Consider the following 22,928-nt stretch of genomic DNA (forward strand, 5'->3'; position numbering starts at 1 on the left):
CCCCTGGCCGTCAATGGCCATGATTAAAACGATATATGCCTGGCTTGTCAAAAGGTCACCACTCCAGGGTAAAATGCGCGCTATATCATAATAAGGAACCTTACATGACCATACAGCAGTGGCTGTTTTCATTCAAAGGGCGTATCGGACGCCGGGACTTCTGGATATGGATAGTGACGTGGATCGTCGCTATGCTGGCGCTGTTTTTCGTGGCGTTCAATGCGTGGCTGAGCACGCAAACTGCGGCCTTTGCGCTGGTGTGCCTGCTGTGGCCAACGGCGGCAGTGGTGGTAAAACGCCTGCACGATCGCGGCCGCTCCGGCGCATGGGCATTTCTGATTATTCTGGCGTGGATGCTGGTGGCAGGGGACTGGTCGATACTGCCATCCATCCTCCCGTGGGTGGTTGGCCTGCTGTTGCCGACCATTATCTTTGTGATGATGATTATCGATCTGGGCGCGTTTATCGGCACCCAGAGCGAAAACAAATACGGTAAAGACACCCTTGAGGTGAAGTACCGCTGATCACCAGTAGTGTTCAGCCGTCATATGGCCCGGTCGGCGGCGAAGGTGCTTCGTCATCTGCCGGGTATCCTTCAGAAGCTGCTGCGTATCCCTGACCATCTGCGGGTTACCGCACAGCATCACGTGGCTGGTTTCCGTATTCATCGGTAAACCAACCGCCGCTTCCAGCGCACCGCTCTCAATCAACGCCGGCACGCGTCCCGTCAGCGAGCCTGCCGCCGTTTCGCGGCTGACCACGGTCTGAATTTTCAGCTTCCCGGCATAGCGCTGCTCCAGCGCCTGCATTTGCGGCAGATAGCTCAAATCAGCGGCATAGCGCGCGGCGTGTACCAGCACGATATTCTTAAAACGCTCAAGATCTTTGCCGTACTCCAGAATGGAGAGGTAAGGGCCGATGGCGGTCCCGGTCGCCAGCATCCACAGGGTGTCGCAGTCCGGAATTTCGTCCAGCACGAAGAAGCCTGCGGCTTCGCTGACAATCTGCACCTCGTCGCCGGGCTTCAGCGCGGCGAGGCGCGGGCTGAGCTTGCCGTCCGGGACGGTAACCAGATAAAACTCAAGGTCCGGGTTATCCGGCTCGTTGACGTATGAATAGGCGCGCTGTACGCGCTCGCCGTCGACATCCAGCCCCAGCTTCGCAAATTGCCCTGCGGTAAACGGATGAACCGGAGCGTGAAGGGTGAGACTAAATAGCGCATCGGTCCAGAACTGTACCTTTGTGACTTTACCCGTTACCCAGTCCGCCATGATCTTCTCCTGTGCTGTTTCTCTGCTCTATCTTCCGGTCTTGCGGTGAAGATTTCCAGCCCATTCGGGCCGGAAAGCTCAATCGATCAAACGGTTTTACAGAATGTGGGTCTGCACGTCCGGGTCTTTACGATCGAGATAGTGGATAGACTGAATGCGGCGAATGGTGCGTGATTTTCCGCGGATCAGCAGCGTTTCGGTGGTCGCCATATTGCCCTTGCGGGTAATACCGTCCAGCAGATCGCCTTTAGTGATGCCGGTTGCAGAGAAGACCACGTTATCGCTGCGCGCCATGTCGTTTAACGCCAGTACCCTGTTGGCTTCAATGCCCATCGCCGCACAGCGTGCCAGCTCGTTCTCGCCAATGCGACGGTTCTCTTCGCTGTCGCCTTTAACGTCGTGACGCGCCAGCAGGCGGGCCTGCATATCGCCGTCGAGCGCGCGGATCACCGCCGCGGAGACCACGCCTTCCGGCGCGCCGCCGATGCCGTAAAGCACGTCCACTTCGCTGTCAGGCATGCAGGTCAGGATGGAGGCGGCGACGTCGCCGTCCGGGATGGCAAAGACGCGCACGCCGAGCTTTTGCATTTGGGTGATGGTGGCGTCGTGGCGCGGTTTCGCCAGAATGGTGACGGTCAGTTCACCGAGCGGTTTACCCAGCGCCTCGGCGACGTTGCGCAGGTTCTCTTCCAGCGGCAGGTTAAGGTCGATTGCGCCCTTCGCGCCGGGGCCGACGATTAGCTTTTCCATGTACATATCTGGCGCATTGAGGAAGCAACCTTTATCGCCGACCGCCAGCACTGCCAGGGCATTGGCCTGGCCCATCGCCGTCATGCGGGTGCCTTCAATGGGGTCGACGGCGATATCCACGGCATCGCCCTTGCCGGTACCGACTTTTTCACCGATGTAGAGCATCGGCGCTTCGTCGATCTCGCCTTCGCCAATCACGATGGTGCCGTCGATGTTGACCTGATTGAGGACAATGCGCATGGCATGGACAGCTGCGCCGTCGGCGGTATTTTTGTCGCCACGGCCAAGCCATTTATAGCCAGCCAGGGCGGCGGCTTCGGTGACGCGGGAAAACTCGATGGCAAGTTCACGTTTCATGAGGTACTCGTGCAATCAAAAAGAATTGCACGAAGTTTATCACAGAGTGGGGTGGGGTGCGGGACCGGTGCGGTCTGGGCCCCTCACCCTGACCCTCTCCCCATGGGAGAGGGAATAGATGATTACTCGTCGTGCTCTTCCCACGCCAGAGCGCGCTTCACCGCTTTCTTCCAGCCGCTGTAGCGGTAGTTGCGCTCGGTGGTTTCGATACCCGGGCGGAATTCGCGTTCGATGACCGCTTTCTCCTGCAGTTCGTCCAGGTTCTGCCAGAAACCGACCGCCAGACCGGCGAGGTACGCCGCGCCAAGCGCCGTAACTTCGCGCACTTCAGGACGCTCCACGCGGGTGCCCAGAATGTCGGACTGGAACTGCATCAGGAAGTTGTTGGCGACCGCGCCGCCGTCCACGCGCAGGGCGTGAAGACGAATGCCGGAGTCGGCCTGCATCGCTTCCAGCACATCGCGCGTCTGGTAGGCAATGGACTCCAGCGTCGCGCGGATGATGTGGTTTGAGTTCACGCCGCGCGTCAGGCCGAAAATAGCACCGCGCGCATACGGGTCCCAGTAGGGAGCGCCAAGGCCGGTGAAGGCAGGCACCACGTATACGCCGTTGGTGTCTTTCACCTTGGTGGCGAAATATTCGGAGTCAAACGCGTCGCTGATGAGCTTCATCTCGTCGCGCAGCCACTGAATAGACGCGCCTGCCATGAATACTGCGCCTTCCAGAGCGTAGTTCACTTCGCCGCGTGGGCCGCAGGCGATAGTCGTCAGCAGGCCGTTCTCTGATTTCACCGCCTTCTCGCCGGTGTTCATCAGCATAAAGCAGCCGGTGCCGTAGGTGTTCTTCGCCATCCCTTCCTTAACACACAGCTGGCCGAACAGCGCCGCCTGCTGATCGCCAGCGATACCGGCGATAGGGATACGCGTGCCGCCTTTACCGCCGATGTTGGTCTGGCCGTACACTTCGGAGGACTTGCGTACCTGTGGCAGCATGGCGCGTGGGATATCCAGCGCGTCCAGCATCTTGTCATCCCACTCGAGGGTGTTGATGTTGAACAGCATGGTGCGCGAGGCGTTGGTGTAGTCGGTGACGTGCACGCGTCCCTGGGTCATCTTCCAGATAAGCCAGGTATCGACGGTGCCGAACAGCAGCTCGCCGCGTTTTGCGCGCTCGCGTGAGCCTTCGACGTGGTCGAGGATCCACTTCACCTTGGTGCCGGAGAAGTACGGGTCAATGACCAGCCCGGTGGCGCTACGGATGTACTCTTCCATGCCGTCGCGTTTCAGCTTTTCGCAAATTTCCGAGGTGCGGCGGCACTGCCAGACGATGGCGTTGTAAATCGGTTTGCCGGTTTCGCGTTCCCAGACAACGGTGGTTTCACGCTGGTTGGTGATGCCGATGGCGGCAATCTCGTCGGAGCTGATGTCGGCTTTCGCCAGCACTTCGACCAGAGTAGAGCTTTGTGACGCCCAGATCTCCATTGGGTCGTGCTCTACCCAGCCTGGACGAGGATAAATTTGTTCAAATTCGCGCTGTGACACGCTGACGATGTTCGCGTCATGATCCATTACGACAGCGCGGGAGCTGGTGGTGCCCTGGTCGAGCGCAACGATATATTTTTTTTCGGTCATGGTTTGTGTCCCGTAGTCAGTTTACAGCGAAGCTTTTTGTTGTGTGGCGGAGGTCGTCTCTTTCTCCTCTTCCACACAGGTGTCGCACGGTAAGTGGCGACCAATTAATTTGCGATAGCCGAATGCGCCCAGCGCCGCCCCTACGATTGGCCCGAACAGCGGCACCAGGAAGTAAGGAATGTCTTTGCCGCCGGTGAAGGCAACGTCGCCCCAGCCCGCGAAGAACGCGAAGGTTTTCGGCCCCAGGTCACGCGCCGGGTTCATCGCAAAGCCTGTCAGAGGCCCCATAGATGCCCCGATGACGGCGATCAGCAGGCCAATCAGCAGAGGCGCCAGCGGGCCGCGCGGGATACCGTTCCCGTCATCGCCCAGCGCCATGATAACGCCCATCAGAATAGCGGTAATCACCATTTCAACTGCGAACGCCTGCACAAAATTGATATGCGGGTTCGGATAGGTGGAGAAGATGCCAGCCAGTTCCAGGCTGTCGACACTGCCGCGAACCATATGATGCGTTTGTTCGAAGTCGCTGAAAAGATTGTAATAAAGCCCGTAAACTAACGCCGCTGCGCAAAACGCGCCGGCAAATTGAGAAAGGATAAAGGGTACGACTTTGCGTCCGTCGAAGCACGCGAACAGCCACAGCGCGATGGTCACCGCCGGGTTAAGATGTGCACCGGAAACCCCTGCGGTCAGGTAGATGGCCATCGCCACGCCCAGACCCCAGATGATGCTGATTTCCCACTGACCGAAACTGGCACCCGCCACTTTCAGTGCTGCGACACAGCCCACTCCGAAGAATATCAACAACCCGGTACCCAGAAACTCGGCAATGCACTGGCCTTTTAAGGTTGATGTCTGACTCATAATCGGAATCCTGAAGAAATTGAATGTTTTTTGTTAGCATGACCGCCCGTGACAGCCATGGTGCCCTGTAGACACGGTGTTAATTTATCGTTAACGAGCAAAAACGAGAAATATCGAAATCAAAATGTGTGGTCTGTGTCAATAAAATGAGCGTTTTCGCGCCATAAAGCGCGTTTTTGCATCACGACAGGAATGAGAGCTGAATCATTTCATTAACTAAAGAGTTAACAATTTAGGGGTATATGCCGCGAACGCACCAGGATGACGCTGAAAAGTGTTGCAAAGCGCGATCTGCGCGGTCTGTCGCTGGACAGAGAGCGTCGCGCTCCATACAATCGACGCTATGTCGTGCGCGTTTACGTTAAAGCGTCGCCTTGCAATTCAGGAGAGGTAGCATCATGTCTTTAGAAGTGTTTGAGAAACTGGAATCGAAAGTACAGCAGGCGATCGACACCATCACCCTGCTGCAGATGGAAATTGAAGAGCTGAAAGAGAAGAATAACTCCCTGTCACAGGAAGTTCAGAATGCTCAGCACAGCCGCGAAGAACTGGAGCGTGAAAACCACCAGCTGCGCGAACAGCAGAATGGCTGGCAGGATCGTCTGCAGGCGCTTCTGGGACGTATGGAAGAAGTGTAATTCCGAATTCGTACAAAAGGCACGCTAAATGCGTGCCTTTTTTATTTCATCGAAATAGACTCGCTTGATACGACAACTCACACGGAACGCGAGATGACGAAACGAAGCGATATTATTGATAACACTGACAGATATATCACCCGGGAATCTCAGTACGGTCTCATTTATACGGAAAATTTAGGATGGATCGATTTGGGGCACGCCAATCCCGCTGGAGCCGAACGTTTATGGCAACAAATGACGATGCGGCGCGGTGGAGATAATGAATGGTTTGAAGTGACCTACCATCAGAGTATGTCGAAAAAATGGTGGGGGGCTCAGTCTACTACAGGTATATACCGACGCTTCTTAGTGAGAAGAGGGCTGAGTGACAGGGTATTAAAGGGGGTCGCGTTATCCATCTTTATGAGTACTTCACATCAGTTTGAGTCATTACAGGCCTTTTGGCCGTATGTCGTCATAACCGACAGCGGATACAGTGCAGAGGATTTAGCTTCCAATCTGTTCGGCTTTTGCCAGGCAGTGGATTACACGGATTACACTTCTTTTCTTCATATATGCCCCAAAGAGCAGGCATGGCGTATCTGGGATTATTATGGTCCAGTTGGACAGTTTAAGAATAAAAGCGTGCTCCCTTTACTTTTCCCTGACCCAGCCGATACAAGCTGTACACACCAACCCTACTCTGGGAGCCTGCCCGCTTTTATGTCATTGATCGAGCCAGTAGCCGATCCAAATATCATTCGTGAATTGCGCATATGAAGAAATATTTCCTTATTTTAACGTTCTCTGCGCTGGCGATACTTTATTGTCTTTTGATGACGTGTTCCTTCATGGATGAGGAATTCACGCAACGTGATTTTCTTCAATATTATTTATTAACACCTGAACCGCTCAGGCAGGCACCCAGGGTTGCATCGCACTGGTATTTCACCCGTCACGCCGATGAGGGAAGTGGCTTGCAGATCAGTACGCTTACGTTTACGGATATTGAAGGGGATAAAATCCAGTCGATAGCTGAAAAGCTCAACGCTTATATTGATAGCTATCCCGACCATCGTGTTCAGATGGGGATTGCTGTCGAGGAGCGGAAGGGAACGTATGAACTTCGTGTCACCCATTATGAATCGGGTGAGGATAAATAAAAAAAAGGCCATCCGTTTTGTCGATGGCCTTTATCGTTACTCAATATCCAGCGCATCCTCAGAAAGGATAATCCCGGTATTGTCGGCATAGAGATGGTCGCCGGAGAAGAAGGTCACGCCGCCGAAATTCACGCGGATGTCGCTTTCGCCGATGCCGTCACCTGCTGCACCCACCGGAATGGCTGCGATAGCCTGGATGCCGATATCCAGGTCTTCCAGATCGTCCACCTGGCGCACGGAGCCGTAGACCACAATCCCTTCCCACTCGTTTTGCGCGGCAAGACGGGCAAGGTCAGCGTCGATCAGGGCGCGGCGCACTGAGCCACCGCCATCGACCAGCAGAACGCGGCCACGGCCATTCTGTTCGAGCAGATCGTACAGCAACCCGTTATCCTCGAAACATTTCACCGTGATGATTTGTCCGCCAAACGACGACCGTCCACCAAAGTTGGAGAACAGCGGTTCAACGACGTTGACATCTTCCTGGTAGATGTCACAAAGCTCGGAGGTATCGTATTTCATAGGTTTAACGCTCAGTTGCTGCGAATGTGTTCAGTATATCGTGCGAAAGGCGTTGTTGGCAAAATCATCAATTGTTAATTGATATTTGTCAGTTAACGCAGCGTCTGGCTCAGGACAATCCCGATGACGAACAGCAGGTTAGTTAACAGCGCCCCTTTTACCGTGCGTTCGAGCATCGGCGGCATGGCGGACGGGCTAAGTTCGCGCATCACGAAGCGCGCCTGTTTCACCAGCAGCGGTGCGGCGAGTATAAACAGCCAGCCCCACAGGCTGTGCAGTGAAATCAGGTTAAACAGCGCCAGGCAAATCAGCGCCCCCATCAGCAGGCAGACGTGGTAGCGGCGTGCATTTACCGGGCCGAGGCGCACCGCGAGCGTGTTCTTACCGTTTACGCGGTCGCTGTCGATATCGCGCAGGTTGTTGATGTTGAGCACCGCCGTCGCCAGCAGGCCGCAGGCGGTCGCCGGCAGGAACAGGGCAGGGATCAGCGTATGCGTCTGTAAGTACCAGCTCCCCATCACGCTCAGCCAGCCGAAGAAGACCAGGACTGAAATATCACCCAGACCAATATAACCGTAGGGCCGCGTACCAACGGTATAGGTAATGGCCGCGATAATGGCGAGCAGGCCCAGCACCAGGAAGCCAATAAAATCGCTTGTGGTTTTAGACGCTACCGTCACCAGCGCCAGGCCGGACACGCAAATCAGCGCCACGGTGATAATCAGCGCCCGTTTCATCTGCGCCTGGGTGATCACCCCTTTTTGCATCCCACGCAGTGGCCCGATGCGGTCAGGCTTGTCGCTGCCCTTTACCGCGTCGCCATAGTCGTTGGCGAGGTTGGAGAGGATTTGCAGCAGACCGGCGGTAATCAACGCCAGCCCCGCCACCCACGGATCGAAATGCCCTTGCCACCAGGCAAGCGCAGTACCGACGACGATCGCGGCGAAGGCCAAAGGAAGGGTTTTAGGGCGTAAACTTTCGAGCCACGCCTGAGTACGGCTGATATCAGTCATAGTTATTTAGCCAATAAAAATGGGGGCATTAGCCCCCATCAACAGTGATGAAAATGCAATAACCGCGATTATAGGATAAAACGGCTCAGATCTTCATCTGCCACTAACGCATCCAGGTGTTTACCCACATATTCTGCGTTGATGGTAATGCTTTCGCCATTGAGGTCGCTCGCATCATAAGAGATGTCTTCCATCAGGCGTTCCAGTACGGTGTGCAGACGACGCGCGCCGATGTTCTCGGTCGTTTCGTTAACCTGCCATGCCGCCTGAGCGATGCGTTTAATGCCATCCTCGGTGAACTCGATGTTTACGCCTTCGGTTGCCATCAGCGCTTTGTACTGTACGGTCACAGAGGCGTTTGGCTCGGTCAGGATGCGCTCGAAATCTTCGGTGGTCAGCGCCTGCAGCTCAACGCGGATCGGCAGACGACCCTGCAGTTCCGGGATCAGGTCAGACGGTTTGGCCACCTGGAACGCACCAGAGGCGATAAACAGGATGTGGTCGGTTTTGACCATGCCGTGTTTAGTGGAGACGGTGCAGCCTTCAACCAGCGGCAGCAGGTCGCGCTGAACGCCTTCACGGGAAACGTCCGGGCCTGAGGATTCACCGCGCTTACAGATTTTGTCGATTTCATCGATAAACACAATGCCGTGCTGCTCAACCGCGTCGATAGCATCCTGCTTCAGCTCTTCCGGGTTCACCAGCTTCGCCGCTTCTTCTTCGATCAGCAGCTTCATCGCGTCTTTGATTTTCAGCTTACGCGCTTTCTGCTTCTGGCCACCCAGGTTCTGGAACATGGACTGCAGCTGGCTGGTCATCTCTTCCATGCCAGGAGGGGCCATGATTTCAACGCCCATTGGCGCAGCGGCGAGATCGATTTCAATCTCTTTGTCGTCCAGCTCGCCTTCGCGCAGCTTCTTCCGGAACGCCTGACGCGCCGCAGACGGCTCAGCCTGCTGTTCCGCCTGGCCCCAGTTGTTTTTGGCCGGTGGGATCAGCACGTCGAGAATACGTTCTTCGGCCATCTCTTCGGCGCGATAGCGGTTCTTCTCGATAGCCTGAACGCGCACCATCTTGATCGCCGAATCGGTCAGATCGCGGATGATGGAGTCCACTTCTTTACCCACATAGCCCACTTCGGTGAACTTGGTGGCTTCAACTTTGATGAACGGCGCGTTAGCCAGTTTCGCCAGACGACGAGCGATTTCGGTTTTACCGACGCCGGTCGGGCCGATCATCAGAATGTTTTTTGGGGTCACTTCATGGCGCAGCTCTTCATCAAGCTGCATGCGACGCCAGCGGTTACGCAGGGCAATCGCCACGGAACGCTTGGCATTGTCCTGGCCGATAATGTGTTTGTTCAGTTCGCTGACAATTTCGCGTGGGGTCATTTCAGACATGGGAGATCCTTACGCTTTAGAGGTCAATTCTTCGATGGTGTGATTGTGGTTGGTATAGATGCAGATATCACCTGCAATATCCAACGCTTTCACCGCGATATCGCGCGCGTTCATGTCGGTATTTTCCAACAGCGCGCGGGCAGCTGCCTGAGCGTATGGGCCGCCAGAGCCGATGGCAATCAGGTCGTTTTCTGGCTGGATCACGTCACCGTTACCGGTGATGATCAGCGAGGCGTTTTCGTCGGCCACGGCCAGCAGCGCTTCGAGCTTGCGCAGCATGCGGTCGGTACGCCAGTCTTTCGCCAGCTCAACGGCGGCTTTCACCAGATGACCCTGGTGCATTTCCAGTTTGCGTTCAAACAGTTCAAACAGCGTGAAGGCATCGGCAGTGCCGCCTGCAAAACCGGCGATCACTTTGTCGTTATAGAGACGACGCACTTTCTTCACGTTGCCTTTCATGACGGTATTACCCAGCGTGGCCTGGCCGTCCCCGGCAATTACCACCTGGCCGTTACGGCGTACACTTACTATTGTTGTCACGAGCAGACCCCCTGGTTACAGAATCGGGAAACAGAAGCCCTGAGCCTGTGCTCAGGGCTGAATAGAATGATAGATGGGGGGGATTTTGGGGGTTTCAACCCCCGGAAGCGAGTCGAATGCAGTTTGTGTGGCCCGCGACCTTCAGACGGGAAATGGTGCCATCGGCATTTTCTTTGCCTTTCACCGGACCAATCACCACGCGATTCCAGCCGTTATTGGTGGTAATGCGTGAATCAAACCCTTCGAACGCCAGCTGAGCACGGACGGTTTCCGCCTGCTCTGCGCCTTTAAACGAACCACACTGCACCATCCAGCGACGTTCATCTTTTTTCTCAGCCGTTTGCTTCGGCGCCTCGGTCTCTTTGGTGACCGGTGCGGCCTGCTGCGTTTTCGGCTGCTGCGCGGTGGTATGCGCCGGCGTTTGCAGCAGATCCTGATACGGCTGGGCGGCTTGCTTTTGCGGCTGCGCTTTTGGCTGCTGGGCAGGCTGCGTTTGTACCGTGCGCGTTTGCTGCTGCGGCTGCTGATAAGGCTGTTCCGTCACCCGCGGCTGCGAGCGAGGCTGCTGTACCGGCTGGGTTTGCGCCCACTGCTGCTGCTGTTGCTGCTGTTGGATCTGAGCCTGGCGCTGACGCTGCAACTGCAACGTTTGCTGACGCTGAGCGGGCGTTTGTTCATTCCACGGGACTTCGTTCAGCTGCGTTGGCTGCTGGCGCATATCGGCCTGCATCTGGGCCAAGAGCTGACGCTGTTCATCCGTGAGCTGATCGGCGTTCTTCACTTCGCCACCGGCGGACGGTTCGGTAGGCGCACGCACGCCCGGCTGGCGGCTTTCCAGCTCTTTAATGTAACGCCAGCGTTCTTCAGGTTTTGGCGGTAAGCCATTGCCAACCACTTTGTTGCCCTGAAGCGCCTCGGACTCTTCTTTCTTATGGTGCGTGATAAAGTACAGGCCACCAATAAAGGCGACCAGTACAGCCGCAGCAATAGCGACCATCGCTGGCGAGACAGCAGGCAGGCTACGTTGCTTGTTCCTTGAGCCACTCTTTTTGCGTCGCGAAGGTGCCGGCTGGCCGCGACGTACATAATCTCGTTGTGCCACTATCGTTTCGCTGTATTTATTCGTTCGTCAGCCCGCCATGTTACTTAAGCGGCGGGGCTTTGACCAGACAGTGAGTCTTAAAGAGGTTTACTTTAAGTCAATGCCTGGGTAGAGCCGCGCACAATTAGCTCGCAGTCGAGCAGTCGCGAGCCGCTGCTAACTGTTTGACCATGCAGCTGATCCAGCAAAAGCAGCATCGCTTCACGGCCAATCTGGTAGCGGGGTTGTGCAACGGTTGAGAGCGGTGGATCGCAAAATTCCGAAAGCGAAATGTTATCGAAGCCGATAATCGACAAGTCTTTCGGCACGCGCAGCCCACGGCGTTTGGCATAAGACAAGGCCCCCAGCGCCATGACGTCGCTGTGACAGAACACAGCGGTAGGTGGCTCCGGCAGCGCCAGCAGTTTCTCCAGCGCCTGCCCGCCCGCTTCATAGGTGAAATCCCCACGAGCAATATAGTGCGGGTCGACGACGGCACCGGCGCGACGCAGCGCCTGAACATAACCCTGCAGGCGATAATGGCACAGCGGCATCTCTTCCGGGCCAGCGATACAACCGATGCGCTTATGCCCCAGCTCCTGAAGATAGTTCACGGCATTAAAGGCGGCGGTGAGGTTGTCGATATGCACGGTCGGCAGTTCAAGTTCCGGCGCAAACTCGTTAGCCATCACCATCGGCGGTAAATTGCGTTGTTCTTCGATGCTGGCGTCAAACGGCAGGCGCGAGCCAAGCAGCAGCATGCCGTCGATCTGCTTGGTGATAATAAGGTCGATGAAGGTCTTTTCCTGCTGGTTCTGATGGGCGCAGTCGCCAATCAGAACGAGGTAGCCTTGTTCCGCCGCCGTGACTTCAATACCGCGGATAATCTCGCTGAAGAAGGGATCGCAGATGTCCGGGACAATCACAAGGATAGTGCGCGATTCGTTACGCTTCACGTTACGGCCCATCGCCTGCGGGAAATACCCGACTTCCAGGGCCGCTTGCTCCACCCGATGGCGGGTCGCCTGGGAGACTTTATCCGGGTTCATTAATGCGCGGGACACGGTTGCCGTAGAAACTTGCGCTTTCTCGGCAACGTCTTTCATGGTCGCCGAGGCAACCTCTTTCCTGGACTTCAACGTCTTCTCCTCGCATGAACACCGAACTTCTCACCTTGCCATTTTTACAGATTGTTAATGGAATCGGTTACAGAATTTTCATGAAAAGTGTGAGGAATGTTGGATTTTTTCGATCCGTATTCAGCCTTCTATCGGATCGACGTCAAGAACCCACTTCACTTTACGCGCGTCCGGCAGCGTGTTGATCAGCGCCAGCGTAGCGCTCACGATGTGCTGTAAGCGGATGCGGGAGGGATGTTGCAGCAAAATCTGCCAGCGGAATCGCCCGCCACGCTTGGCGGCCAGCGCCGGAACAGGCCCTAAAATCCACAGCTGATTATCCACCAGAGGGCTGGCCTGCAGGAGATTTCGCAGCTGCTGGAGGAAAAGCGGCGCCTGCTGGTTGTTATGATCTTCTGCACGGATGATGACGTGGCTGGTCCACGGCGGAAGCTGCATTGTCTGGCGCTCAGCCAGCGCCTGCTCGGCAAAGGCATCGTAGCCTTTATGCAGCAGGATTTGCAGCAGCGGATGTTCAGGATGGTGCGTTTGCAGCACCACTTCCCCCTGTTTCCCGGCACGTCCGGCACGCCCGGCAACCTGGGTATAGAGCTGGGCGAAACGTTCCGCGGATCGGAAATCCGCGGAGAAGAGCGCGCCATCGACATCCAGCAGGGCGACCAGCGTAACGTCCGGGAAGTGGTGTCCTTTAGCCAGCATCTGGGTGCCAATCAGGATACGCGCACCGCCGCGATGCACTTCCGCCAGCTGTTGTTCCAGCGCCCCTTTCCGGCTGGTGGTGTCCCGGTCAATGCGTGAGATAGGCACGTCAGGGAAGAAGGGGGCGAGCGTCTGTTCCAGCTGTTCCGTACCCAGCCCGACCGGCACGATATGCGTGGAGCCGCACGACGGGCACTGTCGCGGCACCGGGCGCTGGCTGTCGCAGTGGTGGCAGCGCAAATGACGCTGGGCCTGGTGGAAGGTGTAGTAATGGTCGCAGCGCGGACACTCGGCAATCCAGCCGCAGTCGTGACACAGCAGCGCAGGGGCAAATCCGCGGCGGTTAAGGAACAGGATCACCTGGTTGCCCGCCTGCAGATGCTGGCGCATGCGGGTGATGAGCGCCGGGGCGAGCCCCGCCTGCACCTGCTGACCTTTCAAATCCAGCACGTGCTGGATGGCCGGGCGAGCATTGCCCGCGCGGCGCGTCAGGCGCAGCATGTGGTATTTGCGCTGGCGTACGTTATGCAGCGTTTCGAGCGCAGGCGTGGCGGAACCCAGAATAATAGGGATCTGCTCGCTATGGGCGCGATAGACCGCTAAGTCACGGGCGTGGTAGCGCCAGCCTTCCTGCTGTTTATAGGAACTGTCGTGCTCTTCGTCGATCACGATAACGCCGAGATTTTTAAACGGCGTAAATAAAGAAGAACGCGTACCGATGACAATCGCCGCCTCGCCATTTTTGGCTTTCAGCCAGGCGCTGAGGCGTTCACTGTCGTTCAGACCGGAGTGAAGCACCTCAACCGGCGCATTAAAGCGCTCGCGAAAACGGGCGATGGTTTGCGGCGTGAGGCCGATTTCCGGCACCATCACCAGCGCCTGTTTGCCCTGCGCGAGCACGTTTTCCAGTACGCTCAGGTAGACTTCGGTCTTGCCGGAACCGGTGACGCCCGCCAGCAGCCAGGCGGAGAAATGATCCGATGCACTGTGGATTGCACCCACCGCAGTCGCCTGTTCGGTGTTGAGGCGCAGGCGATCGCCCGAAACGGAAAAGCTCTCCCGCCAGTCTTGTTGCGCGGGCGCTTCGCTGCCAAGTTCGCTCAGTCCTTTCTTGCGCAGTGCCTGCAGCGCGGTTTCGCTGACCTCAAGTTCATTCACCTGATGCCGCCAGATTTTCCCCTGGCGCAGCGCCGCCAGCGCCTGCTGCTGTTTCTGCGAGCGCTTCAGACTGTTGATATCTACGGCCTGGCCCTGTTCGGTGGCAAACCAGTACCACATCGGCGCGTGGCAGGCGTTTTTCCCCTGACGCAGCAGTATGGGCAGCGCATGAAACAGGACATCGCCAATCGGGTGATGGTAGTAATCCGCCGCCCACAGCAGCAGTCGCCAGGTGCTGGTGGAGTAAACCGGTTCGTTGTCCAGCACCGCTATGACTGATTTCAGCTCATTCAGCGGCAGCTCGCTTTTTTCACTGACGGAAACCACAATGCCTGTGCGCTGCTGTTTGCCAAACGGCACGGTCACGCGACAGCCCGCTGTGGCGCTCATGCTGTCGGGCAGCAGATAGTCAAAGGTGCGGGGAAGCGGAACGGGCAGGGCTACGTGAGCAACGGGCATCGAATCTTCCTGACTTGAAAAGTGGCGCGTTAGTATACACATTAGAGAAAGCGGCGTGCGGATCAGTTTGCATACGCTGGTTAAATTCTGTATGATTCGCCGCCTTTGGTGTACTTTACGCCAAAGAACTTACATTCAACATCGCGTGGTGTCTGGCGTTAGGGCTGGAAGAGCGACGCGGCCTTAACTGAGGTTCTCCCATGAAAAAAGATATTCACCCGAAATACGAAATGATTACTGCAAACTGTTCTTGCGGTAACTCTATCCAGATCCGCTCTACCGTGGGCCACGATCTGAACCTGGACGTGTGCGGCAAATGCCACCCGTTCTACACTGGTAAGCAGCGTGATGTTGCAACCGGTGGCCGTGTTGACCGCTTCAACAAGCGTTTCAGCATCCCGGGCGCTAAGTAAGTTTCCCGAAAAAAAGGCACCGCAAGGTGCCTTTTTTGTATCCGCTAATCAGTATTCCCACGTATCCGGGTCGATACCCAGTTCACGCATGATCACCTTCGCCTCTTCCGGAATTTCATCACTACGCTCTTTGCGCAGATCGTCGTCGTTTGGCAACGGTTGGCCGGTAAACGCGTGCAGGAATGCTTCGCACAGCAGCTCGCTGTTCGTCGCGTGACGCAGGTTGTTCACCTGACGACGCGTACGTTCATCGGTGAGGATCTTCAACACTTTCAGAGGAATGGAAACCGTAATTTTCTTTACTTGCTCACTCTTCTTACCGTGCTCAGCGTATGGGCTGATATATTCGCCGCTCCATTCAGCCATGAGATACCTTTAATCCTCTCAGTCATTAATCTAAAGGTGCAAAACCGTAACTGACGGTTCTGAACCGGAATCTTGTGTAGTTTACCGTAGAGACGATACCGTGGCACGGATATTGCCGCTGCAGCGTGCACTAAAGCATATAATTTTAACGGCTATTTGCGCATTGCTCAATCTATACGCAAAGAAGTTTAGATGTCCAGATGTATTGACGTCCATACTTTCAATGTTTACTCTGGTGCCTGACTTTTCACCTAATTAGCCAGGAAGCCTTCACCATGACGCGTAAACAGGCCACCATCGCAGTGCGTAGCGGATTGAATGATGACGAGCAGTACGGCTGTGTTGTCCCGCCTATTCACCTCTCCAGTACGTATAATTTCACCGGATTTAATGAACCCCGCGCGCATGACTACTCGCGTCGCGGCAACCCGACGCGTGATGTTACCCAGCGTGCGCTGGCGGAGCTGGAAGGTGGCGCAGGGGCGGTACTGACCAATACCGGCATGTCGGCGATCCACCTGGTGACCACCGTCTTCCTGAAACCTGGCGACCTTCTGGTTGCGCCGCACGACTGCTACGGCGGCAGCTATCGTCTGTTTGACAGCCTGGCAAAACGCGGCTGCTACCGCGTGCTGTTTGTCGATCAAAACGACGAACAGGCGCTAAAACAGGCGCTTGCAGAGCAGCCGAAGCTGGTGCTGGTGGAAAGTCCAAGCAATCCATTGCTGCGCGTTGTCGATATTGCGAAAATTTGTCAGCTCGCAAGGGATGCGGGAGCGATAAGTGTAGTGGATAATACGTTCCTCAGTCCGGCCCTTCAGAACCCGCTGGCACTGGGTGCAGATCTGGTATTGCATTCATGCACTAAATATCTGAACGGCCATTCTGACGTGGTGGCGGGCGTGGTGATTGCAAAAGATCCCGACGTTGTCACTGAACTGGCATGGTGGGCCAATAATATTGGCGTCACCGCGGGTGCCTTCGACAGCTACCTGCTGTTACGCGGCATTCGCACGCTGTCCCCACGCATGGAGGTGGCGCAGCGTAACGCCCAGGCGATCGTGGATTTCCTGCAAACACAGCCGCTGGTGAAGAAACTGTATCACCCGTCGCTGCCGGAAAATCAGGGCCACGAGATTGCCGCGCGCCAGCAGAAAGGGTTTGGCGCGATGTTAAGTTTTGAACTGGACGGCGACGAGCAAACGCTGCGTCGCTTCCTGAGCGGGCTGTCATTGTTTACGCTGGCGGAATCCTTAGGTGGGGTTGAAAGCTTGATCTCCCACGCCGCGACCATGACGCACGCAGGTATGGCACCGGAAGCCCGTGCCGCCGCCGGTATTTCTGAGACGCTGCTGCGTATCTCAACCGGTATTGAAGATTCTGAAGATTTAATTGCCGATCTGGAAAATGGCTTCCGGGTCGCAGCCAAGGGGTAATCATGAGTGTGATAGCGCAGGCAGGGGCGAAGGGTCGTCAACTGCACAAGTTTGGTGGTAGTAGTCTTGCTGATGTGAAGTGTTACCTGCGTGTCGCAGGGATCATGACCGAGTATTCACAGCCGGGCGACATGATGGTTGTCTCCGCGGCGGGCAGCACCACCAACCAGCTGATTAGCTGGCTTAAGCTGAGCCAGACCGATCGCCTTTCTGCGCATCAGGTTCAACAGTCTTTACGCCGCTATCAGAGCGAGCTGATTGCCGGTTTGCTGCCAGCGGACGTGGCGGACGGGCTGATTAGCGCGTTCACGCACGACCTTGAACGTCTGGCCGCCCTGCTCGACAGCGGCATTACCGATGCAGTGTATGCCGAAGTGGTGGGGCACGGTGAAGTGTGGTCCGCCCGCCTGATGGCCGCCGTGCTGCAACACCTTGGCGTGGACGCGGCCTGGCTTGATGCGCGTGATTTCCTGCGTGCCGAGCGTGCCGCGCAGCCGCAGGTAGACGAAGGGTTATCTTATCCGCTGCTGCAACAGCTGCTGGTGCAGCATCCGGGCAAACGTATTGTGGTGACAGGCTTTATCAGCCGCAGCAGCGCGGGCGAAACCGTGCTGCTGGGGCGTAACGGCTCTGACTATTCAGCGACGCAAATCGGCGCGCTGGCGGGCGTATCCCGCGTCACCATCTGGAGCGACGTGGCCGGTGTTTACAGCGCCGACCCGCGTAAGGTGAAAGATGCCTGCCTGCTGCCGCTGCTGCGTCTGGACGAGGCCAGCGAACTGGCACGCCTGGCAGCGCCGGTTCTGCACGCCCGTACGCTGCAGCCGGTGTCCGGCAGCGATATCGACCTGCAGCTGCGCTGTAGCTATACCCCTGAACAAGGCTCTACGCGCATTGAACGCGTGCTGGCCTCAGGTACCGGGGCGCGTATTGTCACCAGCCATGACGACATCTGCCTGATTGAGTTCCAGGTGCCTGCGGGCCAGGATTTCAAACTGGCGCAAAAGGACATCGATCTGATCCTCAAGCGTGCGCAGGTTCGTCCGCTGGCCGTGGGCGTGCATAACGACCGCCAGCTGCTGCAGTTCTGCTACACCGCTGAAGTGGCGGATAGCGCGCTGAAAATTCTGGATGAAGCGGGCCTGCCGGGCGAGCTTCGTCTGCGTCAGGGGCTGGCGCTGGTGGCGATGGTCGGGGCGGGCGTCACCCGTAACCCGCTGCATTGCCACCGTTTCTGGCAGCAACTTAAGGGCCAGCCGGTGGAATTTACCTGGCAGTCGGAAGAGGGCATCAGCCTGGTGGCCGTGCTGCGTAAAGGGCCGACCGAAAGCCTGATCCAGGGGCTGCATACCTCGCTGTTCCGTGCGGAAAAACGCATTGGCCTGGTGCTGTTCGGGAAAGGCAATATTGGTTCACGCTGGCTGGAGCTGTTCGCGCGCGAGCAGGTCACGCTCTCGGCGCGTACCGGATTCGAATTTATTCTCGCAGGCGTGGTGGACAGTCGCCGCAGCCTGCTGAACTACGACGGGCTGGACGCCAGCCGTGCGCTGGCTTTCTTTAACGATGAAGCGGTCGAACAGGACGAAGAGTCGCTGTTCTTGTGGATGCGCGCGCACCCGTATGACGACCTGGTAGTGCTGGACGTGACCGCCAGCGAACAGCTTGCCGATCAGTATCTGGATTTCGCCAGCCACGGGTTCCACGTCATCAGCGCCAACAAACTGGCTGGGGCGAGCAGCACCGATAAGTATCGCCAGATCCACGATGCGTTCGAGAAAACGGGTCGCCACTGGCTGTATAACGCCACGGTCGGCGCGGGTCTGCCGGTCAACCACACCGTGCGTGATCTGATTGACAGCGGCGACAGTATCCTGGCGATCAGCGGCATCTTCTCCGGCACGCTCTCGTGGCTGTTCCTGCAGTTTGACGGCACCGTGCCGTTCACCGACCTGGTGGATCAGGCGTGGCAGCAGGGGTTAACCGAGCCTGACCCGCGCGTTGACCTCGCCGGAAAAGACGTGATGCGTAAGCTGGTTATTCTGGCGCGCGAGGCGGGCTATGACATCGAGCCGGATGCGGTCCGCGTCGAGTCGCTGGTGCCTTCTGGCTGTGAGGAAGGGTCGGTCGATCACTTCTTCGAAAATGGCGACGAGCTGAACGAGCAGATGGTGCAACGTCTGGAAGCGGCAAACGAGATGGGGCTAGTGCTGCGCTACGTGGCACGCTTCGAGGCGAACGGCAAAGCGCGCGTGGGTGTGGAGGCGGTTCGTCCTGAACACCCGCTGGCGGCGCTGCTGCCGTGCGATAACGTCTTCGCCATCGAAAGCCGCTGGTACCGCGATAACCCGCTGGTGATCCGTGGACCGGGCGCAGGGCGTGATGTGACCGCCGGGGCGATCCAGTCGGACATCAACCGTCTGGCTAAACTGCTGTAGTTTCAAAGATACCCCTCACCCTAACCCTCTCCCCACAGGGGAGAGGGGACGGCTCGGTGCTGTTTTCCCCCTCGCCGGGGTTAGGGGACGCCCAAACCCCATCATGAACTCCCCTCAACTCCCCCTGAGCATTCCTCACCGTTAATGTTGATTATTTCTGTTGACGCCACTCCGCTTTTCCGTCATTTTTACATCTGGACGTCTAAACGTATAGAAGTTCACAACACAACACATAACGACACGCGATTGATGAGGTAAGGTATGAGCTTTTTTCACGCCAACCAGCGGGAAGCCCTGAATCAGAGCCTGGCCGAAGTAAATGGCCAGATTAACGTCTCTTTTGAATTTTTCCCGCCGCGCACCAGTGAAATGGAGCAAACCCTCTGGAGCTCTATCGATCGCCTGAGCAGCCTGAAGCCGAAGTTTGTCTCCGTCACCTATGGCGCAAATTCCGGTGAGCGTGACCGTACACACAGCATTATTAAAGGCATTAAAGATCGTACCGGTCTGGAAGCTGCGCCGCACCTGACCTGCATCGACGCTACGCCTGACGAACTGCGGACAATTGCCCAGGATTACTGGAACAACGGCATTCGCCATATCGTTGCGCTGCGCGGGGATTTGCCGCCGGGGAGCGGTAAGCCGGACATGTACGCTACTGACCTGGTCGCGCTGCTGAAAGACGTGGCGGATTTTGATATTTCCGTTGCCGCCTACCCGGAAGTTCATCCGGAGGCGAAAAGCGCCCAGGCGGATCTGCTTAACCTGAGGCGCAAAGTCGAGGCCGGTGCTAACCGCGCCATCACGCAATTTTTCTTCGACGTGGAAAGCTATCTGCGCTTTCGCGACCGCTGCGTCTCTGCGGGTATCGACGTTGAAATTATTCCAGGCATCCTGCCGGTATCCAACTTCAAACAGGCGAAGAAATTTGCCGACATGACCAACGTGCGCATCCCGCTGTGGATGTCAAAAATGTACGAAGGGCTGGACGATGACCCGGAAACCCGCAAGCTGGTGGGGGCCAATATCGCGATGGACATGGTGAAGATTTTAAGCCGCGAAGGGGTGAAAGATTTCCACTTCTATACGCTGAACCGCGCGGAGATGAGCTATGCGATATGTCACACCCTTGGCGTCAGACCCGGTTTGTAACAAATAAAAGCCCTCTTCGGAGGGTTTTTTGATTTCTAAGGGTTTTATTTCTCTGTTGTTTCGACGATGCTGGTTTTGACGCTCTATAGTCACATATTTTCTACTGGAAATTAAACGGAATTAACTATCGAATCTGTGGATTATCCCAACTATACCTTATCGATTAAGGCGTATATCGTAACGGTAACACAGCAAAGGGAGTACAACGATGAGCACGTCAGACGAGACCAATAAAATGGCTTCGATCGGCAAATGCCCGTTCCATCAGGGTGGCGTCGATCATAGCGCGGGGGCGGGTACCAGCAGTAAAGAGTGGTGGCCTAAACAACTCCGCATTGACCTTCTTAATCAGCATTCCAGCCGTTCTAACCCTTTGGGTGAAGACTTCGACTACCGCAAAGAATTCAGCAAGCTTGACTACTCCGCCCTGAAAGGCGATCTCAAAGCCCTATTGACCGACTCACAACCGTGGTGGCCTGCCGACTGGGGCAGCTATGCGGGCCTGTTTATTCGTATGGCCTGGCACGGTGCGGGCACTTACCGTTCCGTTGACGGACGCGGAGGGGCAGGGCGCGGGCAACAGCGCTTTGCGCCGCTGAACTCCTGGCCTGATAACGTGAGCCTGGATAAAGCCCGTCGTTTACTGTGGCCTGTTAAGCAAAAATACGGACAAAAAATCTCCTGGGCTGACCTGTTTATCCTCGCGGGTAACGTGGCGCTGGAAAACTCCGGCTTCCGCACCTTCGGGTTTGGTGCAGGTCGTGAAGACGTCTGGGAACCGGATTTAGACGTCAACTGGGGCGATGAAACGACCTGGCTGAAACACCGCGATCCGGAAGCGCTGGCAAAACGTCCGCTGGCCGCCACCGAAATGGGCCTGATTTACGTGAACCCGGAAGGGCCAAATGCCAGCGGCGATCCGCTGTCTGCCGCCGCTGCCATCCGCGCGACGTTCGGTAACATGGGCATGAACGACGAAGAGACCGTCGCACTGATTGCCGGTGGTCACACCCTGGGTAAAACCCACGGCGCGGGCGAAGCCACGCACGTCGGGACCGATCCGGAAGCCTCTCCGATTGAAGCGCAGGGCCTGGGCTGGACCAGCACGCACGGTACCGGGATTGGCGCAGACGCTATTACCTCCGGTCTGGAAGTTATCTGGTCACAAACACCGACCCAGTGGAGCAACTACTTCTTCGAGAACCTGTTTAAATACGAATGGGTGCAGACCCGCAGCCCGGCTGGCGCTATTCAGTTTGAAGCCGTGGATGCACCGGACATCATGCCGGACCCATTCGACCCGTCGAAAAAACGTAAGCCAACCATGCTGGTCACCGACCTGACGCTGCGTTTCGACCCGGAATTCGAAAAAATTTCGCGTCGCTTCCTGAACGATCCACAGGCTTTCAACGAAGCCTTCGCCCGTGCGTGGTTCAAACTGACCCACCGCGATATGGGACCAAAATCGCGTTACATTGGTCCGGAAGTGCCGAAAGAAGATCTGATCTGGCAAGATCCGCTGCCGCAGCCGGTGTTCAATCCTACCCCGGAAGACATTGAAAGCCTGAAGGCGGAAATCGTGGCCTCTGGCTTGTCCGTGAGCGAACTGGTCTCTGTGGCCTGGGCGTCTGCATCGACCTTCCGCGGTGGCGATAAGCGTGGCGGTGCCAACGGCGCACGTCTGGCGCTGGCTCCTCAGCGCGACTGGGATGTTAACGCCGCTGCCGTGCGTGCGTTACCGGCGCTGGAAGCCATTCAGCGTACCACCAACAAGGCGTCGCTGGCGGATATCATCGTGCTGGCGGGCGTGGTCGGCGTTGAGCAGGCGGCGAAAGCCGCAGGTGTCTATGTCACCGTGCCGTTTACGCCGGGCCGTGTGGATGCGCGTCAGGACCAGACGGATATCGAGATGTTTAACCTGCTCGAGCCGATTGCCGATGGCTTCCGTAACTACCGTGCGCAGGTGGATGTGTCCACAACCGAGTCATTGCTGATTGATAAAGCCCAGCAGCTGACGTTGACCGCACCGGAACTGACCGTACTGATCGGCGGCCTGCGCGTGCTGGGGGCGAACTTTGATGGCAGCAAGAACGGCGTGTTCACCAACCGCGAAGGCGTGCTGAGCAATGACTTCTTCGTCAATCTGCTGGATATGAATACCCAGTGGAAGGCGACCGACGAGTCGAACGAGCTGTTTGCCGGGAGCGATCGTGCCAGCGGTGAAGTGAAGTACACCGCGACGCGCGCTGACCTGGTGTTCGGTTCGAACGCCGTGCTTCGTGCGCTGGCCGAGGTTTACGCCAGCAACGATGCCAGCGAGAAGTTTGTCCGCGACTTCGTGGCAGCCTGGGCACGAGTGATGGATTTGGACCGTTTTGACGTGAAGTAACCCGTACATCGGTTAAAAAAATCCCCGCTTCGGCGGGGATTTTTGTCATTGTGTGAAAGCAACGTGC

The 22,928-nt window shown here is 56.8% G+C and carries 21 protein-coding genes; 9 read left to right on the plus strand and 12 right to left on the minus strand.

The features are described from left to right. Positions 1–104 precede the first annotated feature (104 nt). Complete coding sequence (locus QLG21_RS21970) at positions 105–524, plus strand: DUF805 domain-containing protein (RefSeq protein ID WP_006179169.1); 420 nt, start codon at positions 105–107, stop codon at positions 522–524. Here the strand turns inward: QLG21_RS21970 and fpr are convergent, their stop codons facing one another. From fpr to QLG21_RS21990, 4 genes are all read right to left on the minus strand, one after another. Beyond that, on the minus strand, positions 525–1,271 hold the full coding sequence (gene fpr / locus QLG21_RS21975) for a ferredoxin--NADP(+) reductase (protein ID WP_282485217.1): 747 nt from the start codon (positions 1,269–1,271) through the stop codon (positions 525–527). It lies immediately after the preceding gene. 96 nt (positions 1,272–1,367) lie between these two features. After that, positions 1,368–2,378, minus strand: coding sequence for a class II fructose-bisphosphatase (glpX, locus tag QLG21_RS21980; protein WP_282485218.1), 1,011 nt, complete (start codon positions 2,376–2,378; stop codon positions 1,368–1,370). Between the two features lie 122 nt (positions 2,379–2,500). Then, the gene (glpK, locus tag QLG21_RS21985) at positions 2,501–4,009 is read right to left on the minus strand and encodes a glycerol kinase GlpK (RefSeq protein ID WP_006179172.1); all 1,509 of its coding nucleotides are present in this window, start codon (positions 4,007–4,009) and stop codon (positions 2,501–2,503) included. Between the two features lie 21 nt (positions 4,010–4,030). Further along, a complete protein-coding gene (locus QLG21_RS21990) occupies positions 4,031–4,876 on the minus strand; it encodes an MIP/aquaporin family protein (protein ID WP_006179173.1) in 846 nt (281 codons plus the stop codon). Positions 4,877–5,274: 398 nt separating this feature from the next. Here QLG21_RS21990 and zapB point away from each other — a divergent pair, with 398 nt between their 5' ends. The 3 genes from zapB to QLG21_RS22005 all read left to right on the plus strand — a co-directional run bounded on the left by zapB (position 5,275) and on the right by QLG21_RS22005 (position 6,659). Further along, the gene (zapB, locus tag QLG21_RS21995) at positions 5,275–5,514 is read left to right on the plus strand and encodes a septal ring assembly protein ZapB (RefSeq protein WP_006179174.1); all 240 of its coding nucleotides are present in this window, start codon (positions 5,275–5,277) and stop codon (positions 5,512–5,514) included. A 93-nt stretch (positions 5,515–5,607) separates the two neighbouring features. Beyond that, a complete protein-coding gene (locus QLG21_RS22000; RefSeq protein WP_282485219.1) occupies positions 5,608–6,276 on the plus strand; it encodes a hypothetical protein in 669 nt (222 codons plus the stop codon). Continuing rightward, positions 6,273–6,659 carry a hypothetical protein gene (locus QLG21_RS22005; RefSeq protein WP_282485220.1) on the plus strand — a complete coding sequence of 129 codons (387 nt, stop codon included), beginning with the start codon at positions 6,273–6,275 and terminating at the stop codon, positions 6,657–6,659. Before QLG21_RS22000 ends, QLG21_RS22005 begins: the two co-directional genes overlap by 4 nt. Positions 6,660–6,695: 36 nt before the next feature. Here the strand turns inward: QLG21_RS22005 and rraA are convergent, their stop codons facing one another. The 7 genes from rraA to priA all read right to left on the minus strand — a co-directional run bounded on the left by rraA (position 6,696) and on the right by priA (position 14,670). After that, on the minus strand, positions 6,696–7,181 hold the full coding sequence (gene rraA, locus QLG21_RS22010; protein ID WP_006179176.1) for a ribonuclease E activity regulator RraA: 486 nt from the start codon (positions 7,179–7,181) through the stop codon (positions 6,696–6,698). Positions 7,182–7,273: 92 nt separating this feature from the next. Beyond that, positions 7,274–8,194: a 1,4-dihydroxy-2-naphthoate polyprenyltransferase gene (gene menA, locus QLG21_RS22015; protein ID WP_006179177.1), complete on the minus strand. Its 921-nt coding sequence runs from the start codon at positions 8,192–8,194 to the stop codon at positions 7,274–7,276. Between the two features lie 68 nt (positions 8,195–8,262). Further along, positions 8,263–9,594 (minus strand): HslU--HslV peptidase ATPase subunit, encoded by a 1,332-nt coding sequence (gene hslU, locus QLG21_RS22020; RefSeq protein WP_006179178.1) that lies wholly within the window; start codon positions 9,592–9,594, stop codon positions 8,263–8,265. 9 nt (positions 9,595–9,603) lie between these two features. Further along, on the minus strand, positions 9,604–10,134 hold the full coding sequence (gene hslV / locus QLG21_RS22025) for an ATP-dependent protease subunit HslV (protein ID WP_101738496.1): 531 nt from the start codon (positions 10,132–10,134) through the stop codon (positions 9,604–9,606). Positions 10,135–10,228: 94 nt separating this feature from the next. Beyond that, positions 10,229–11,236, minus strand: coding sequence for a cell division protein FtsN (gene ftsN, locus QLG21_RS22030; RefSeq protein WP_042322677.1), 1,008 nt, complete (start codon positions 11,234–11,236; stop codon positions 10,229–10,231). A 92-nt stretch (positions 11,237–11,328) separates the two neighbouring features. Then, a complete protein-coding gene (gene cytR, locus QLG21_RS22035) occupies positions 11,329–12,354 on the minus strand; it encodes a DNA-binding transcriptional regulator CytR (protein ID WP_058610680.1) in 1,026 nt (341 codons plus the stop codon). A 120-nt stretch (positions 12,355–12,474) separates the two neighbouring features. Beyond that, positions 12,475–14,670, minus strand: a complete 2,196-nt coding sequence (priA, locus tag QLG21_RS22040) for a primosomal protein N' (protein WP_101738494.1) — start codon at positions 14,668–14,670, stop codon at positions 12,475–12,477. 200 nt (positions 14,671–14,870) lie between these two features. Between priA and rpmE the strand changes: the two genes are divergently transcribed. Beyond that, positions 14,871–15,083, plus strand: a complete 213-nt coding sequence (rpmE, locus tag QLG21_RS22045; protein WP_003862040.1) for a 50S ribosomal protein L31 — start codon at positions 14,871–14,873, stop codon at positions 15,081–15,083. A 48-nt stretch (positions 15,084–15,131) separates the two neighbouring features. On the opposite strand, the gene metJ is transcribed toward rpmE, so the two are convergent. After that, positions 15,132–15,449 (minus strand): met regulon transcriptional regulator MetJ, encoded by a 318-nt coding sequence (gene metJ / locus QLG21_RS22050; RefSeq protein WP_006179183.1) that lies wholly within the window; start codon positions 15,447–15,449, stop codon positions 15,132–15,134. 275 nt (positions 15,450–15,724) lie between these two features. Here metJ and metB point away from each other — a divergent pair, with 275 nt between their 5' ends. From metB to katG, 4 genes are all read left to right on the plus strand, one after another. After that, the gene (metB, locus tag QLG21_RS22055; protein WP_058610678.1) at positions 15,725–16,885 is read left to right on the plus strand and encodes a cystathionine gamma-synthase; all 1,161 of its coding nucleotides are present in this window, start codon (positions 15,725–15,727) and stop codon (positions 16,883–16,885) included. Between the two features lie 2 nt (positions 16,886–16,887). Beyond that, complete coding sequence (locus QLG21_RS22060) at positions 16,888–19,320, plus strand: bifunctional aspartate kinase/homoserine dehydrogenase II (protein WP_006179186.1); 2,433 nt, start codon at positions 16,888–16,890, stop codon at positions 19,318–19,320. Between the two features lie 261 nt (positions 19,321–19,581). After that, positions 19,582–20,472, plus strand: a complete 891-nt coding sequence (gene metF / locus QLG21_RS22065; protein ID WP_006179187.1) for a methylenetetrahydrofolate reductase — start codon at positions 19,582–19,584, stop codon at positions 20,470–20,472. Positions 20,473–20,680: 208 nt separating this feature from the next. After that, positions 20,681–22,861 carry a catalase/peroxidase HPI gene (gene katG, locus QLG21_RS22070; protein ID WP_282485221.1) on the plus strand — a complete coding sequence of 727 codons (2,181 nt, stop codon included), beginning with the start codon at positions 20,681–20,683 and terminating at the stop codon, positions 22,859–22,861. The last annotated feature ends 67 nt before the right edge of the window (positions 22,862–22,928 follow it).

The sequence above is a fragment of the Enterobacter sp. V87_3 genome (genome assembly GCF_029967835.1).
GTDB classification, from domain to species: Bacteria; Pseudomonadota; Gammaproteobacteria; order Enterobacterales; family Enterobacteriaceae; genus Enterobacter; species Enterobacter cancerogenus.